Origin of the sequence: Nocardia aurantia, assembly GCF_009604425.1 — a bacterium.
Classification (GTDB): domain Bacteria; phylum Actinomycetota; class Actinomycetes; order Mycobacteriales; family Mycobacteriaceae; genus Nocardia; species Nocardia aurantia.
The window spans coordinates 471725-487804 of the sequence record NZ_WEGI01000006.1 but is presented as its reverse complement, the minus strand read 5'-3'; the positions used below and the strand labels follow the sequence as shown (position 1 = coordinate 487804).

Below are 16080 nucleotides of genomic sequence, written 5' to 3'. Positions count from 1 at the left end.
GGGTCAGCCGCGGCCGGTCTGGTCGCGGCCGCGCGCGGTCACCGCCGCCCGTCGCTCGGCGACGAGACCGATGCCGGGAGCCCAGGTTTCGGCGAGGATGCCCTCCAGCAGATGCGCCTCGTCGAGCGTGGCGGTGTTGGCCAGACGGCGATAGTGCCGCAGCAGCAGCCGGACGGCGGTGCCGTCGTTGCCCGCGATGTCGGCGGCCAGCCGCCGGGCGAACGGGAGCAGATCCTCATGGGGCACCACATGATTCACCAGGCCGAGCCGCAGCGCCTCGTCAGCGGTGAGGAAGTTGCCGGTCAGCGACATCTCGACGGCGCGGCGCAGGCCGACGGTGCGGGCCAGCAGCACGGTCACCCCGCCGCCGGGCATGACGCCGACCCGCGCGTGGGTGTCGGCGAACCGGGCCCGTTCGGAGGCCACCAGGAAGGTGCACTGCAACGCGACCTCCAGCCCGCCGGTGACGGCCGGGCCGTTGATCGCGGCGATGATCGGCTTCTCGGTGACCGGCAGGAAGCGGTAGAGGCCGTTGCTCGTGCGCTCCGGACCGGTGCCGGCGGGGCGCGGCGGCTGCGGCGGCAGCCCGGCGGCCGCCTCGGCGAGGTCGACACCCGCGCAGAACGCCGGATCGGCGCCGGTCAGGATCACCACGTCCACCTCGGGATCGCGGTCCGCGGCGGTCACCGCGTCCCAGAGCTGCTGGGACAGCGCGCGGCTCAACGCATTCCGGGCCTGAGGGCGGTTGAGCGTCACCGTCGCGATGCGCTCGGCGGTATCGACCAGGACGAGGGACTCGGGCACGGCCACCCTCCTCTGAGAGTAAGATTCTTTATTTCCGCAAATCTTGTTATCACACGTCCCGGCGGTGACGCGGACGGTTCGGTGGACAGAATTTCATTCTTGACGGTAAGAGTGAAATTCTCATAGCGTCGGATCGGGACGCCGACCGGCGGCCCGGTGAGGAGGAGCGATGGCGAACGACGACGCGCGACCGGAGGTGACCAGGACCCCGGCTCGACTGTTCGACCTGACCGGCAAGGTCGCGCTGGTCACCGGCGGCAGCCGGGGACTCGGGCGCGCGATCGTGCTCGGGCTGGCCGCGGCCGGCGCCGACGTGGTGATCGCCAGCCGCAAACTCGGGGCCTGTGCGGCGGTCGCGGCGGAGGTCGAGGCGCTGGGCCGGAAGGCGCTGCCGGTGGCCTGCCACGTCGGCCACTGGGACGATCTGGGCGCGCTGGCCGACCGGGCCTACGAGCATTTCGGCAAGGTCGACATCCTGGTCAACAACGCCGGGCTGTCGCCGCTGGCGCCGTCGTCGGCGCAGACCGCCGAGGACCTCTTCGACAAGGTGGTCGCGGTCAACTTCAAGGGCCCGTTCCGGTTGTCGGCGCTGATCGCGGAGCGGATGGCCGCCGGCGACGGGGGATCGGTGATCAGCATCTCCAGCAGCGGCGCACTGCGGCCGTCGCCGAACTTCGGCCCGTACGCCGGATCGAAGGCCGCGCTGAACGCGATCAGTGTGGCGTTCGCCCAGGAGTTCGCGCCGAAGGTGCGCTTCAACGTCATCTCGCCCGGCGGCTTCTACACCGACATCTCCAAGGGCTGGGCGACGCCGGGCGCGGAGGTGCCCGGCGCGCCCCTGGGACGGTTCGGCTATCCCGACGAGATCGTCACCGCGGCACTGTATTTCGCCAGCGACGCCTCCTCGTACACCACCGGCTCGCTGCTGCGGGTGGACGGCCTGGAACCGGTGTGACGCGATGCGGATAGATACCACCTTCGGCGGACTCACCGGTGCCGCGGCCCGTGCCCGGGACGTGGAGGCAGCGCGCTTCGACGGCCTGTGGGCCGGGGAGCTGAACGGAGATCCGTTCCTGCCCTTGACGATCGCCGCGGAGGTCACCGAGCGCATCGATATCGGCACCTCGATCGCGGTGGCGTTCGCGCGGTCGCCGATGACCCTCGCCTACACCGCGGTCGACCTGCAGCGGCATTCGCGCGGACGCCTGCACCTCGGGCTGGGCTCGCAGGTGCGCGCGCACGTGCAGCGGCGGTTCGGGATGCCGTGGGGCCGGCCCGCGCCGCAGCTGCGGGAATACGTGCTGGCGCTGCGGGCGATCTGGTCCGCGTGGGCCGAGGGCACCCCGCTGGATTTCCAGGGCGAGTACTACCGGCACACCCTGATGCCGCCGGATTTCGTTCCGCCGCACCACGAGTACGGTCCGCCGAAGGTCCTGCTGGCCGGGGTCGGCGAGGCGATGACCCGCGCGGCGGGGGAGGTGGCCGACGGCTTCCTGTGCCACGGCTTCACCACCGCCCGCTGGATCCGGGAGCGGACGCTGCCCGCGCTGCGGGCCGGGCGCGCGCGGGTGGGCGCCGATCTCGACGGTTTCGACATCCTCGCGACACCGTTCGTCGTCACCGGCACCGAACGGCAGATCGCCGAGGGTGTCCCGAAAGCCCGTGCGCGCATTGCCTTCTACGCCTCCACCCCGTCCTACCGCGGCATCTTCGAACTGCACGGCTGGGACGGCGTGAACGAGGAACTGACCGCGCTGTCGAAATCCGGTCGCTGGCAGGAAATGCCGGCGCTGATCACCGACGAGATGCTGGACGCCTTCGCCGTCGTCGCCCCGCTGGACGAACTACCCGGCCGGGTCGCGGAACGATTCGGCGGCCTGCTGACCCGCCTGTCCTTCCATCCACCGGCCGGGCTCACCACCGAGCAGACCGCGGAACTGGTGCACCGGTTGCGCGCCTGCTGAAACGAACTATCCGGGCACCGCGCGGTCACATGCCGTTCTGCGGCTGGGTGTAGGTCCGGCCATCGAGCGTGGTGGTCAGCGTGCCGGTGGCCTGGAAGTTGTTCTCCAACACGGTCGGTGCGAGCGTGAATCCCGCGGGTTCGCTGGTGACCTTCGTACCCGTGTGGGCTCCGGAGACCGTCAGGTTCTCCTGCAGGGTGATCCCGCCGAGCAGGGACCGGGGGCGGCGGATGCTCTCCGTGCCGTCTACCACCGTCGCGCCGTCGTCGCTGAAATCGGTGTAGGACACCGACATCGACACACCCGCCGCGTCCTCGGCGATCTCGGCGCGGGCCGAGCCGTGTGCCTTGCCGGGCAGCGTGTAGATGCCCGCGGGCAGTTGCGGGCGGACCGGCATCGGATCACCGGGATGGTACGGCGTGCCCCAGTCCACCGAATCGGGCACCGGCGCAACCGGTGTCACGGATTTCGGCGCCAGGCCGTCGAAGCGGGCCAGCATCACCCGGCTGTGCCGGCCGCCCGGTTCGCCGGATGCGGGGCAGGGCAACGGATTCGGGGCGCCGCAGGCGGGTGCGGTCACCAGATTCTCGGCGTAGACCACGCCGGTGCCGTCGGCGAGCCACGCCGGATCCGCCGCGGCGTTCCAATTCGGGTCGCCGTCGGCGTTGATCTGCCTGGCCCGCTTGCCGTCCCGATCCACCAGCCACGGCGCGAAGAACCGGCGTTGCCCGTTGTTGCGGATTCCCGAGACGTAGCCGGTGGCGCCCAGCTGGTCGATCAGCGGCGGCACGCCCGGCAGCGCCGAGAGGAAGTGCAACCGGTCCGAGCCGTTGACCTGCAGCGCCACCGTCCATTCGCCGTCGGGCGAGACGGCCATGGGATCGGTGTATTCCGCGTGGTCGGTCAGCGGGCGGGAACGGCCGGTGGTGTTGTCGGTGGCCCAGGCGTCGACGCTCGCCGACAGATAGGACTGGATCCCGAGCGCCTCGCGGCCGTCGGCGGACCAGCCGCGGAACTCGCCGATCATGCCCGCCGAATTCCAGCGCAGCTGGTCCGGGTGACCCGGAACCACTTGGTACGGCTGATATTCCGGTGCGGCGGAGAACAGGGTCGTGACGGCGGTGAGGTCGTAGCGGGGCGCGCGCGGCTCGCCCGCGGCGGGCGCGGGATCGAACACCAACCGGCCCATGTAGGCCTGTTCGTCGTAGCGGCCGTTGTCGAGAATCATGTGGTTCCAGCCGATGTGGACATCGTCGGGGTTCATCCGCAGCTCGCGGATCTCACCGCCCGGCCCGGAACCGTCCGGCGTCACGTTCCAGCGGATCGGGTAGATGTGCAATCGCTCCGGCGTGCAGCGGTCGTCGAACACCTGATAGTCACCGCAGTCCAGGATCGAGGTGCCCGCCAGTGCTCGCTTGCCGTCGTGGAAACCGTTGAGCGGGTACGTGAACGCCGTATCGGTCACGCCGAGCCGATTCGCCGCGGGCACACCGCAGGTGAGGCATTTCCAGGGGTCGCCGTTCGGGAAGAGGGTCCCGTCGGTCCGCACCAGTAGCACCTGCGGGCCCTGGTAGACACTCGCCGGATCGGGCGCGGCCGGCGCCCCGGCGAAGGTGACCCCCAGTAGGGTCGCTCGTCCCGTACCCCAATACGTGCCCGGCGAGCCGATCGCGCCCCACCCCGGGTCCACACATCCGGTCCGATGCGGATTGACCTGTGCCGTACAGGATCCCGCCGCCGCCGTGGGCGCGGTCGGGGGCACCGGGAGTTCGGTGACGGTGACGCGGCCCGGGTCCGGCGCGTGCGCGGCCGGTGTGTCACCGCCGCCGCATCCGGCCGCCAGCAGCGCGACCGCCGCCAGCGCCGAGATCACTCGCGCGAAGTTGCCGTGGCGCATCGGCACCGATCCTTCCGGGAACAGGGACACTTTTCATCGGGAACGATACATCGCTACCGATCTATCTGCCACCACCGAGGTGCCGGGCCGAGCCCGCTCGGGCCCCGTTGCCCGTTGCCTACTCGGGCAGACAACGGGCAACCGCTGTTCGCGGGGGATCGAACGCCGCATCCTGGAGGCCGATCGTCGAATCGCGGGCGATCGACTCCCGAGGAGAATCCCCCGTTGACGAAGATATTTCTGAGCTACCGCATCACGGACAGTGCCTACGCGGTGCGTGAGATCTCGAAGCGGATGGCAGAGCGCATCGGTCGTGACAACGTGTTCCGCGACGACGACTCGCTCGAGCTGGGCAGCAGCTACGCCCGGCGCATCCGCAGGGAGGTCGAGCAGTGCGACCTGCTCGTCGCGGTGATCGGGCCGCACTGGCTCGACGCCGACGAGCACGGGAGACGCCGCCTCGACGACGATCGGGACTGGGTGCGGTACGAGATCCGGACGGCCTACGAACGCGCCACCCCGGTCATCCCGGTGCTGCTGGACGACACCGAGTTGCCCGCCGTGGCCGAACTGCCCGCCGACATCCGCACCCTCGGCCGCTCGCAGTACTGGCGGATCCGGCAGCGGACGATGGATTCGGACATCGGTGACCTGATCGCCCGGCTGCTCCCGGAACCCGAACCCGGGACCGCGCCGCCCGCCGGGCACACTCAGGTCAACCGTGCCGACCGCGGCAGTACCACCGCCACCAACAACGGTGGGACACAGAACATCTCGATCGGCCGCGACCACCGCGGGCGGCGGTGATGGCGCAGCCGGGCGGACCCCATCAGCCGCCGGTGCCGCCGAACCGGCAGGTCAACAAGGCGAAGAACCGCAGCAACGTCTTCACCAACAACAACGGCACCCAGACCGTGAGCATCAATCAGGCGCAGGCGCATCCCCGGCGCGGATGGGCCTGGGTATCCCTGGCGATCCTGTCGCTGTCCGACACCGGGTACTTCGTCTACGGCCAGTCCGCCTACACCGGCGGCGCCGACCAGGACGGCGACCTGATCCGGGCCGCGATCTTCCTCGTCCTGATGGTCGTGACGGTCGCCGTGGCGCGCGTCTGCGCCCGGGACATCCGGCAGCGCTGGTTCTGATCCGCATCCGAGCGGACCGGACAACGAACGGAGACAATGGTGAACGATTACCGCGAGGCCGGATCGGCGAGCTACGAGGCCACACCGGTCGACGAAATCCTCGGCGTCGGAATGATTTCCGAGTCCGATCGGATTCTGCAGGAGCTCACCGGTGAGATCCGCCGGCTCGCCGATCGCTCGGAGGATCTGGAAGCCGTCAACAAGAGAATGCACGAGCGGGTGGCGGCGCTCGAGGGGGACCTGCTCCGGGCGAGTCTGCGCCCGGTGATCAAGGCCCTCGCCGAATTGCACGGCGAATGCCATCGCCACGCGCAGCACGTCCGCGAAATCGCCGACACCGAACCGACTCTGGCGTTCGCCGAGGATTTCCACACCGTCTCCGGCCGGATCGAGGACATCCTGGAGGGCCTGGGCGCCGTGCCGATCGGGACCGAGATCGGCGACCCGTTCGACCGGCGGCTGCACCAGCCGTGCGGCACGGTGACCACCGATGTCGAGGCGCGGCACGACCGGGTGAGTGCCGTGTACCACCAGGGTTTCCGGAACATCGCGTCCGAGAAGCCGGTGATCCACGCGAAGGTTTCGGTCTGGAAATACCTCGCGCCCTGAGCTTTTCGAATTCTTGCCGCATCCTGCACCAACGATCGGAACTTTCGTGACTGACATCTTCGGTATCGATCTCGGTACCACCTTCTCCGCGATCGCCCATCTCGACGACTTCGGGCAGCCGGTCGTCGTCAACAACCCCGACGGCCTGCCCACCACACCGTCCGCGGTGTTCTTCGAACCGGAATCCGGCAGCTTCGTGGTCGGGCAGGAGGCGAAGAACACCGCGAAGGTGTCGGCCGACCGCGTGGTGACGCTGATCAAGGCGTACATGGGCGAGATCCACCCGCTCGAATTCGACGGCCGGACGCATACCCCGGAATCCGTGTCGGCGCTGATCCTGCGGTCGCTCGCCGCGTACGCCGAGGACGGCACCGGGATAAAGGTGGAGCGCGTGGTGATCACCGTGCCGGCGTATTTCGGTATCCGTGAGCGGGAGGCGACCAAACAGGCCGGCGAGATCGCCGGACTCGAGGTGGTCGGCATCGTCACCGAACCCGTCGCCGCAGCGCTGGCCTACGGCGTGAAATTGCGGGACGAGCGGAAAACGGTGCTGATCTACGACCTCGGCGGCGGCACCTTCGACACCACGATTCTGCGAATCTCGCCGGACGCGCTGGAGGTGGTGGCGATCGACGGGAATCGCACCCTCGGCGGCGCGCACTGGGACGACCGGCTGGTGAGTCACGTCAACGACAGGTTCATGGCCGAGACCGGCGCGGACGACGATCCGATGATCGACGAGTACTTCTCGCAGCATCTCTATGCCGAGATCGAGCGGATCAAGATCTCGCTGTCGAAGAAGGAACGGACGACCCTCTCGCTGAAGCACGGGAATGATCGCGCCAAGATCGATATCACCCGGGCGGAATTCGAGGAGGTCACCAGCGGGCTGCTCCAGCAGACGAAGGACATCGTCGACCGCACGCTCGCCGCCGGCCGCGAGAAGGATCCCGACCTGACGATAGACGAGGTGCTGCTCGTCGGCGGCTCGTCCCAGATGCCGGCGGTGACCGCGATGCTGCGGGAACACTACGGCTGGGAACCGCGGCTGTCCGATCCGAATCTGTCGGTGGCGAAGGGCGCCGCGATCTACGCCGCGATGTCGGCGGCCGAACGCGCAGAGATCGAGGGGCGCGGCGCGAAAGCCGCTGCGCGGTACGAACTTCCGGGCGCGAACGGCCGCGCCGCCGAGGCCCCGGCCCGCCGGGTCACGAATGTGCTGCCCAAGGGTCTCGGAATCCAGTTCGTCGACACCAGCGGCCCGGAGCCCGAGGCATATATCGGATTCCTCGCACACAAGAACGACGAATTGCCGTTGCGCGAAACCATCACCGCCTACACCTTCGCCGCGAATCAGACCGAGGTGCATCTGCGCATCTTCGAACAGGGCGGGGAGGTGGAATCCCGGCGGCCGGTCGACAATCGGGAGATCACGCCCGACGGGGGCGCGGTGATCGGCGATCTGCCGCCGCTGCCGGCCGATTCGCCGATCAATATCACCATCGCGATCGACCCCGAGGGCCTGGCCGGAATCGAGGCCGAGGAGCCGAGTTCGGGTAAGCGGCTGGCCTTGACCGTCAGCGTGTCCGTCCTGCAGGCCGAGGACGTCGCCGCGGCCAAGCAGATGGTCCGGGAACTGGTGCTGGAGTCGTAGTTCGGTGGATGCCTCGACCTACAAGACGGAAGTTCTCGTCCCGCTGCGCAAGATGCACCTCACCGATCTCACCAACGGCGTCGCAGAATTGAACAACGGCGCCGAATTCCCCGCCAAACTCGACCTCGCCTTCGTCTACGCGGTGGATCCGGCGATGAACGATACGCAGATCGCGGCGCGGATCCGGGAAGTGCGGCTGCACTGGAACGCCAACATGCAGCGCGGCGCGTTCAAGGATGTCGCCAAATTCTGCGGCGATCTCGACGGTGCGCTCACCGGCAGGCACAGCGATCTGACCACCGCGGACTTCTGGCGGCGGTGGCGGGAACAGCGGGCGCGGCGAGCCGAATCCGCGCTGGCCGGTGTCGCCACGATGCTGGAGAACCAGTACCGCGATTTCGGCGTCGTCACGCTCGCTCAGGTGAAGGCCGCCGCCACCACCGACGGCCTGCTGGCCGGGGCGACCGACGACGACCTGATCTCGTGCGTCCGATCCTCCTCGCTGCGTCTCGTCGACGAATTCGCCGAGCCGGATCTGCACATGCCGCCCACCATTCGCCGGGAATGGGGTTCCACGGTGAATCTGCGGACGGTCCTGGACGCGGTCTTCTTCGAGTCCCCGCCCTCGGACTTCCGATTGATCGGCGGATTCGCCTGCGCGGGAACGCCGCCGCCGGATTCCGCCGCGATCCGGAAGTCCCTGGACGCCTGCGACAAGCGTCCCGGCAGCGAGATCGAACCGGTCAAGAAGTTGCTGCACGCCCTGCGCGACGCCCTCGCCAAGGGCATCGATCCGGCGCAACTGGCGCTGGTGCAACTGCTCGAACTCGCGCGAGAGGTGTTGCAGGGCGGTATCGTCGCGCTGGCTGTGCAGGCGCTGGCGGACAAGGGCCTCGATCGCGTCGACGCCGCGCGGATCGTGCTGCACTGCGTCGACTCGGCGGCGACCCGGACCAGCCGCGACACTCCGGAGCGCGTGATCGAACTGGTCACCGAGGGGAAGTTGCGCGGAGCGCGGGCGCTGTACACCGCGCTGTCCAATCAGGACGCGCACGCCAATTCCGAGGTCATGACCACGGCCCTGAACACCTTGTCGCGCACCGAGGCACAGGTCACCGCACTCCGCGCGGACGGCGAACGGGCGCTGAAGGAGAACCGGATCACCGAGGCCGCCGAATTGCTCAGCCGGGCAGCCAGTTCCGCGGTGGACGACGAGGTGCTGGCCCGGCTGGTCGCCGCGCTGCCGCCCGCGCCGCCGGCCTCGCTGGGCGCCACCGCGGTCCTGCCGCCGGAGACGCCGGTCGCCGGCGTCCGCCTGTTCTGGCCGAAAAGTCCGGGCGCGGACGACAACACGACCTACGAGGTGATCCGCAAGGCCGGTTCGGCGCCGCGCGACATCCGCGACGGCGTGACGGTCGCGGCCACCGATTCCACCGAGGCGACGGACACCGGCGCCCCGGTGGCCGAGCGGCTCTGGTACGCGGTGGCCGCCCGCCGCGGCGGCGATGCCTCACCGGTCACCGTCGCCGAGATCGTGCTGCTGCCACCGGTTCACGGCGTGGTGGTGACCACCGAGCCGACCAGCGTCGGCGTGCAGTGGGTCGCGCCGGTGGCGGCCGTGCGGACCACGGTGACCCGGACCGATCCCGACGGCACCCGGCGCACCCTGTCGCCCGGCTCGTCGAATTCGATACGCGCCGAGGGACTTCGAACCTCGGAGACCTACGTCTTCGACCTCACCGCCGAATACGTCGGGGCGCGGGGCGAGGCGCTGTCCGCCGCGCCGGTGCGGGTACGCGCGATCCCGCGGCGCAAGGCCGGCCCGATCACCGAACTGACGGTGCGGTCCACCCGGGTCCTGGACACCCGCGCCGAGGTCGTCGCCGAATGGAAAGCGCCGCCCGGCACCGACATCGAGATCTGGCGCTTCCCGAATCGGCCGGCCTGGGCCTGCGGCACGACCGTCGATCCGGCCGCGCTGACCGCCGCCGAGGGCGCGCGGCTGCCCGGCGTCCTGCACCGCACCGGAGATTCGGTGCGGCTCACCGCCACCGTGCCCACCGGTCTGGCGCACTATCTCGCGGTCACCCCGGACCAGTCCGCCGCGATCGTGGGACGCGCGGCGTCCCTGGCGATCTGCGAACCGGTCGCCGAGGCCCGGGTCGAGCGGTTCGGCGATCAGGCGGTGCTCAGCTGGCGCTGGCCGCGCGACGACTACCGGGTCGAGGCGGTCTGGACCACCGGCGCGCAGCGCGGCACCGCGCGGACGAGCCGGCCGGAGTACGTCCGCACCGGCGGCCTGCGCATCGATGTCGGCGCCGGCGCGACCCGGATCCGGCTGTCGAGCCTGCTCGAATCCGCCGAGGGCAGTTGGTCGTCGCCCGAGGTGGTGCTCGAGCTGCCCGGCGCGATGCTCAGCGCCAGATATCGAATGGTGTGGCCCGCCAAACTGTTCGGCCGCGGGCCGCTGCAGATCGAATTCAGCGCCGACGCCCCGACCTCCGGCGCGGTCGTGGTGGTGCTCGCCCAGAGCGGGCCCTACCTCCCGCAGCGCTGCGTGGAAAGCCAGGTGGTGCACCGTGTTCTGCTCGACATCCCCGCCGACGGGCCGCAAGTCGTGCCGGTGCCGATCCCGAAACTGCCGAAACCCTACTGGGTGCGGTGTTTCGCGGAGGCGCCGGACATCCTCACCCTCACCGACCCACCGTCCGACACTCTGAAAGGTCGCTGATGGTCCTCCAGTCGATCACCGGGAAAGCCGCCTGTCCCTACTGCTATCACCGGATCTCGTTGAACAGCATCATGTTCCGCTGCAGCGGGCGGCCCGCGCCCGGCAAGGACGCCTGCAAGCCGGCGCCCGATCCGGAACGGGTCCGCCAGTTGCGCGACGCGACGCCGGTGTATCGCTCGTTCGCGTCGCCGCACAAGCTGTTCCGCTCTGGGCAGCGGGCGCGCTGCCCGGAATGCGCGGGCGTGGCCGGGACCCGGGTGTGCCCCGCGTGCCGATCGGTGCTGCCGTCGGCGTTCGGTTCGGGCAGCCCGTTGTTCGGCATGGTCGGCACCCGCTCGGCCGGCAAGACCGTCTATCTCACGGTGCTGGTCAGCGAGTTGCAGGAGCCGACCCGGCGCAGGTTCGGGGCGGCCACCTTCTTCGTCGGGGAATCCCCGATGATCAACCAGGTCCGGGCCTGGCGGCAGGGCATGGACGAGGGCCGGTTGCCCGGATTGACCGCTCAGGCGACCTCGGATCAGCCCCGGACGCCGGTGGTGATCGACTGGCAGCAGGAACGCCGCAACGGGCTCGGCGTGCGGCGGGTGGCCTCGACGGCGCTGTCGTTCTACGACACCGCGGGCGAGGATCTGGAAACCACCAGCGCGGCAACGGATCAGCAGTACCTCGCGGCCGCCGACGGCCTGATCGTGGTGCTCGACCCGTTCCAGATCGCGGGCAACGTCAAACGCGCCTCGACCCGGGGCGTCGCCGACCGCTACGACCCCGATCATCCGGTGCAGGTGCTGTCCAACGTGACCGAGATGCTGCGGACGGCCGACGGGGTCCGGCACGACCGGAAGATCACCCGGCCGCTCGCGGTCGCGATCACCAAGATCGACGCCTTCTACGATCAGATCCCGCCCGACAGCCCGATCCGCCGGCCCTCGCCGGTGACCCCGCACTTCGACGAGGGCGACTCCCTGGACATCCATCAGCATGTCGCCGGGCTCATCGACCAATGGGGTGGCGACGATGTGCTGCGGCACCTCGAGCTGAACTACCGCACCTTCCGGTTGTTCGCGGTGTCGGCGCTGGGCGCCGAACCCGATTACCGGTCCGGGCAGACCGACGTGCGCGGGGTACGCCCGCATCGGGTGAGCGAACCGTTGTTGTGGCTCATGGCGAATCGGGGCATCGTCGCCTCCGGTAAGGGGCAGTGATCATGGCGTTCAGCTCACTGCTCTATACCGAGTGCCGGCCCGATCGGTCGGTGCACGGCCGGGAGGGTATGCAGTTCCAGGCCGAGAGTCCGGACGCCACACCGGAAATGGAGCAGGCCATCGTCGCCCACCTGCTCTACCGGCCCAGTCAGAAGCTGATGGCCGCGGACACCCCGGTAAACGAGCACCCGCTGTCGTTCTCGTATCACCGTGTCCGCGACCACTATTACCTCGGCGTGGGCCGCTACGTCGGCCGGGACAGCCGCGGCCGGGAGGGCAATCAGCTCACCCACTGCCTGGTGACCGGCGATCCCGAGGACATCCGGCCGTCCCGGCCCGCGCAGCTGTTCCGGTCCGGCGCGTGGCTCACCGAGCCGTCCGAATCCGTCCGGCTGGCTCCGGTCGCCGCACCCCTGCACGTCGCCGAGGCGTTCCAGCCCGGCGCCCTGCACGCGATGGCCAAGGCCCAGCCCGGCATCGAGCGGTTTCTGCCGAAGCTGCTGACCGCCTTCGAGGAGGCGGCCGGGGAACAGCGGAAGAAGATCGTCGTCGCCGCCGGCGACGCGGACCTGGCGATCCGGTGGATCGCCCTGGGCGGCCTGTTCCTCGAACCGGCCGACGTGCTCGGCCTGTCGTTCCGCATCTTCACCGAAACGCCGCTCGCGGACGACCTTTCGATCGCGGTGTTCGATCCCGCGCTGACCCGGTCGGCCCCGGTGGTCGAGACACTGCCACCGGCCCTCAACGGCATCGACCTGAATACCTTCGGCACCTCGGCCATCACGCCGTCGGAATCCGCGCTCACCTACTCCCGGTGGTTCCTCGAGTACGACGCCTTCGACGCGCTGGAGGCGATCGAACTGGGACGGCGCTGGCAGCCGCACCTCGCCTCCCCGGCCGCCGCGACCACGATGGCGGGGATCGTCTGCCTGCGGCGCGACGCGGGTTCCGAGACCGGCGCCGGGCCCGTCGCCGAGGCACTGGCCGCGGTCTCCGAGCACGAACCGGACGATATGGAGGACTACGGCGACGCCTTGGCCGAGGCCGTGCTGACCATCCGACCGGCGGCCACGGACGATCCCGGCGCACTGCACCACGCGGCACTCACGTTGCGCCGCAACGGTCATCACGACGCGGCCGAGATGCTGACCCTGGCGCTGCTGGAAGGCGCCCGGCTGTATCCGGACAGCTACGGGGTGCGCTGGGCGGAGGCGGCCCGCCGGCTCGACGGCGGCGAGACCGGCCGGGCCCGCTGGACCACCGGGGAGGCGCAGCGGCAGGCCGTGCGGCTGCTGTCGGAAACGCTTGCCGCGGCGCAAGATTCGTCGCTCGCCGCGTTGTTCACGATCATCGCGGGACTGGGCCTGGGGCTGCGCTGGGAGGCGGTGCGCGGGCCGGGGGAGCGGCTGGCGAACCATTGGGCCGGGCATCCGGACGCGGTGTCCGACGGTGCGCGTACCGCGTTCTACCCCGAGATCGAGGCGCTGCTCTGGCCGGCCCTGGAGGCGCGGATCCGGGACCGCGACGAATCGGTCCGATTCGCGATGCGCTCCGGGCGATGGGATTGGTTGCGGGCGAGCACCACCGGTCATCGGTCCCCGATCGTGGCGGGGGCGCTCGCGGCGGCCGCCGTGGCCACGGCGGCGCCGCCCGAGCGCCCGGAGGTGTTGCGGCAGTACGTACGTGCCGCCCCGGCGCCGGACTGGACGTTGTTCTTCGACGCCGGCCGGCCGGCCGACCCGGATCTGCTCGGCGTGTGGGTGGACACGGACGCCGCCGCGCTGCGCGATCCCGCGTTCGTCGATCTCGTCGCGGCGGCGATCGACCTGGAACTCTACCGAGGCGGCCGGACGCTGCTCGATCGCATCGGCCGGTTGCCCGCGGCGCCGGGGGTACTCGCCGACCTGTGCGCGGAATTCGGCCGGGCGCACCAGCTCCTGAACGCGCTGTACGCCCGCCGGACCGAGGTCCCGAATCCGGTCCTCGATCAGCTGATCACCGTCGACGCCCGGTTCGAGACCTACTACGCCGCGACGATCGCGGATTTCCTGCTGGTGCAACGTGATCTGGCCGGGGTGGACCACTATCTGGGCGTCACCCGGTCCTACCATCTGCGGGATCAGTTCGGGCACAGCACGATCACCCGCCTGCAGCGTGATCTGCCGGACTTCGCGCACCAGCTGCTGAACATCTGCTCGACGCCGGAGTTGCAGGCCTGGATGCGGAATACGGTGGAAGACGCGTTCGCCGAGTGGATTCGCAAGAGCAGCAACAAGAAACGCGCGCTGGAGGCCGTCCGGTACATCGATCGGGCGCATCAGCCGCAGTGGACGGCCTTCGTGGAAGCGGTATCCGCCGCCAGGGGCGCGCACCGGTCACTGCCGCGCACCCTCCCGTCGTTGCGCAAGACCCGGAAGGGCAACTGATGATCCTGGCAGACGGTGGCGAAATTCTCGGTGGCTTCCTCTTCATCACGGTCGCGATCGCGGCGGGCATCTTCGCGGCCTGGGTGGTGCTGGCGGCGGCCCTGCAGGTCTTCTCGTATCTGGTGTCGATCTGGTACCCGCTGACCGCCGGGCTCGCGATTCTGGCCGGAATATGTTGCGCGGCAGTGGTTCTCGCCAGTGATCTGGCCTCCGCGGGGCAGCGCGCGCAGCGGACGCTCACCCCCGCCGACGTCGCGGACCACGACTTCTTCGGCCGCCCGCCCCGGGGGCCGGCGCGCTGGTTCGGCTGGGATCGGGCCTGGCCGCGGTACCTGCCGTTCCAGGCGCGCCGGGATCTCGAGGACGCGGCGCGGGCCGCCGCGACCTTCCTCGGCACCGCCTCCCGGCAGGCGCTGGCGAAATGCCGTGGCCCGGTGCCGATCGGGTTGTACGTGCTGCTCGGTGCGCTGCCGCACGCGGTCTTCGCGCTCGCGTTCGCCGGGTTCGCGGCGTTCCTGCTCGGCGTGTGCGCGGCCGTGGTGGCGACCGGCTGGCTGGTGCAGTTCGTCGCGATCGTGGTGCTGCGAGCGGTGGATCGGTTCGTCCGCACGGTGTTCCGGCTGTCGACGCGCTGCGGGAAATGCTTCGAGGTCACCCCGGTACCGAGCTACCGATGCACGAATTGCGATGTCGTGCACCGGGATCTGCGGCCGAGCCGGCTGGGGGTGCTGTGGCATCGGTGCGAGTGCGCGGCGGTGCTGCCCACGATGGTGACCCGGGCCTCGGCCGGCGCGCTGCGCGGGAACATCGTCTGCCCGAGTTGCGGTCACGGCCTGCCGGAGGGCACCGGCAGCCGGCAGACCATCCAGGTGCCGACCTTCGGGGCCGTCGGCGCGGGCAAGACCCGGTTGCTGCTGGCGGCCGCGGTCGGGTTGTACGAGGTGTACTCCGCCGACCACACCCGGATCGAACCGCTCGACGACCGCTCCGGCGTGGAATTCGAACAGGCCCGCGAGCTGATCGCGGCGGGCAAGCAGACCCGCAAGACCGCGCACGGACCGACCCCGGAAGCCCTGGGACTGGTGATAACTCCCGAGAAGCGGCGGCCCTTCGAACTGCATCTGCTCGATGCGGCGGGCGAGCACTTCTCGATGAAGGACGGCGCCGAACCGCTGCACTACCTGCATTCGGCGGAAACGCTGTTGCTGGTGATCGATCCGTTCTCCACCGACGAACTGCGCGCCGCGATCCCCGATCCGGCGGCGGCCGGCCTGGTGGTCGGCAGCACCGATCCGGAGGATTCGTATTCGATCACCATCGAGCAACTGCGGGCCGCGGGCCTGCACACCAGGGAACGCGCCCTGGGCATCGTGGTGACGAAGGTCGACGATCTGCGCCGGCTGGACCTCGACGACGGCCTGGATCCCCGGGATCAGGACGCCATCGTGCGCTGGCTGGCCGCCCGGGGCCTGGACAATCTCGTCGCCCGCGCCCGGCAGGACTTCCGGCAGGTCCGCTACTTCCTGGCCGATTCGATGGGGGTGTCCGTCACGGACCCCTGTCATCCGATCCACACGCTGAACTGGCTGACCCGGCAGGTCGGCGTGGAACTCGTTCCGGCGCCCGCCGTGGGCGGCCGGCCCTGATC

The 16080-nt window shown here is 70.0% G+C and carries 12 protein-coding genes; 10 read left to right on the top strand and 2 right to left on the bottom strand.

The annotated features are described in order from the left end of the window. Positions 1–3: 3 nt before the first annotated feature. Positions 4–804, bottom strand: a complete 801-nt coding sequence (locus NRB56_RS16325; RefSeq protein ID WP_319943075.1) for an enoyl-CoA hydratase — start codon at positions 802–804, stop codon at positions 4–6. 169 nt (positions 805–973) lie between these two features. Here NRB56_RS16325 and NRB56_RS16320 point away from each other — a divergent pair, with 169 nt between their 5' ends. Next, on the top strand, positions 974–1759 hold the full coding sequence (locus tag NRB56_RS16320; protein WP_153342940.1) for an SDR family NAD(P)-dependent oxidoreductase: 786 nt from the start codon (positions 974–976) through the stop codon (positions 1757–1759). Between the two features lie 4 nt (positions 1760–1763). Beyond that, positions 1764–2768: a TIGR03617 family F420-dependent LLM class oxidoreductase gene (locus NRB56_RS16315; protein WP_153342938.1), complete on the top strand. Its 1005-nt coding sequence runs from the start codon at positions 1764–1766 to the stop codon at positions 2766–2768. Between the two features lie 25 nt (positions 2769–2793). On the opposite strand, the gene NRB56_RS16310 is transcribed toward NRB56_RS16315, so the two are convergent. After that, positions 2794–4665, bottom strand: a complete 1872-nt coding sequence (locus NRB56_RS16310; RefSeq protein WP_194290878.1) for a TolB-like translocation protein — start codon at positions 4663–4665, stop codon at positions 2794–2796. 225 nt (positions 4666–4890) lie between these two features. On the opposite strand from NRB56_RS16310, the gene NRB56_RS38360 reads away from it, so the two are divergent. The 8 genes from NRB56_RS38360 to NRB56_RS16270 are packed head-to-tail and all read left to right on the top strand — an operon-like array spanning position 4891 to position 16078. Beyond that, positions 4891–5472: a toll/interleukin-1 receptor domain-containing protein gene (locus NRB56_RS38360; RefSeq protein WP_194290877.1), complete on the top strand. Its 582-nt coding sequence runs from the start codon at positions 4891–4893 to the stop codon at positions 5470–5472. Continuing rightward, positions 5472–5810, top strand: a complete 339-nt coding sequence (locus NRB56_RS16300; protein WP_153342932.1) for a hypothetical protein — start codon at positions 5472–5474, stop codon at positions 5808–5810. Before NRB56_RS38360 ends, NRB56_RS16300 begins: the two co-directional genes overlap by 1 nt. 36 nt (positions 5811–5846) lie before the next feature. Continuing rightward, the gene (gene grpE, locus NRB56_RS16295; protein WP_153342930.1) at positions 5847–6419 is read left to right on the top strand and encodes a nucleotide exchange factor GrpE; all 573 of its coding nucleotides are present in this window, start codon (positions 5847–5849) and stop codon (positions 6417–6419) included. A gap of 46 nt (positions 6420–6465) precedes the next feature. After that, complete coding sequence (locus NRB56_RS16290; RefSeq protein ID WP_194290876.1) at positions 6466–8073, top strand: Hsp70 family protein; 1608 nt, start codon at positions 6466–6468, stop codon at positions 8071–8073. A gap of 4 nt (positions 8074–8077) precedes the next feature. Then, a complete protein-coding gene (locus NRB56_RS16285; RefSeq protein ID WP_153342926.1) occupies positions 8078–10804 on the top strand; it encodes a fibronectin type III domain-containing protein in 2727 nt (908 codons plus the stop codon). Further along, positions 10804–12006 (top strand): TRAFAC clade GTPase domain-containing protein, encoded by a 1203-nt coding sequence (locus tag NRB56_RS16280; protein WP_153342924.1) that lies wholly within the window; start codon positions 10804–10806, stop codon positions 12004–12006. Before NRB56_RS16285 ends, NRB56_RS16280 begins: the two co-directional genes overlap by 1 nt. A 2-nt stretch (positions 12007–12008) precedes the next feature. Continuing rightward, on the top strand, positions 12009–14432 hold the full coding sequence (locus NRB56_RS16275) for a GAP1-N2 domain-containing protein (RefSeq protein ID WP_153342922.1): 2424 nt from the start codon (positions 12009–12011) through the stop codon (positions 14430–14432). After that, positions 14432–16078: a TRAFAC clade GTPase domain-containing protein gene (locus NRB56_RS16270; protein ID WP_153342920.1), complete on the top strand. Its 1647-nt coding sequence runs from the start codon at positions 14432–14434 to the stop codon at positions 16076–16078. The genes NRB56_RS16275 and NRB56_RS16270 overlap by 1 nt, the downstream gene beginning before the upstream one ends. Positions 16079–16080 lie beyond the last annotated feature (2 nt).

Bases quoted from the DNA above. Each gene is read 5' to 3' on its own strand.
- NRB56_RS16310 (WP_194290878.1), bottom strand. From the start codon at position 4,665: ATGCGCCACGGCAACTTCGCGCGAGTGATCTCGGCGCTGGCGGCGGTC.
- NRB56_RS16300 (WP_153342932.1), top strand. From the start codon at position 5,472: ATGGCGCAGCCGGGCGGACCCCATCAGCCGCCGGTGCCGCCGAACCGG.
- NRB56_RS16275 (WP_153342922.1), top strand. From the start codon at position 12,009: ATGGCGTTCAGCTCACTGCTCTATACCGAGTGCCGGCCCGATCGGTCG.
- NRB56_RS16315 (WP_153342938.1), top strand. From the start codon at position 1,764: ATGCGGATAGATACCACCTTCGGCGGACTCACCGGTGCCGCGGCCCGT.
- NRB56_RS16270 (WP_153342920.1), top strand. From the start codon at position 14,432: ATGATCCTGGCAGACGGTGGCGAAATTCTCGGTGGCTTCCTCTTCATC.
- NRB56_RS16320 (WP_153342940.1), top strand. From the start codon at position 974: ATGGCGAACGACGACGCGCGACCGGAGGTGACCAGGACCCCGGCTCGA.
- NRB56_RS16280 (WP_153342924.1), top strand. From the start codon at position 10,804: ATGGTCCTCCAGTCGATCACCGGGAAAGCCGCCTGTCCCTACTGCTAT.
- grpE (WP_153342930.1), top strand. From the start codon at position 5,847: ATGGTGAACGATTACCGCGAGGCCGGATCGGCGAGCTACGAGGCCACA.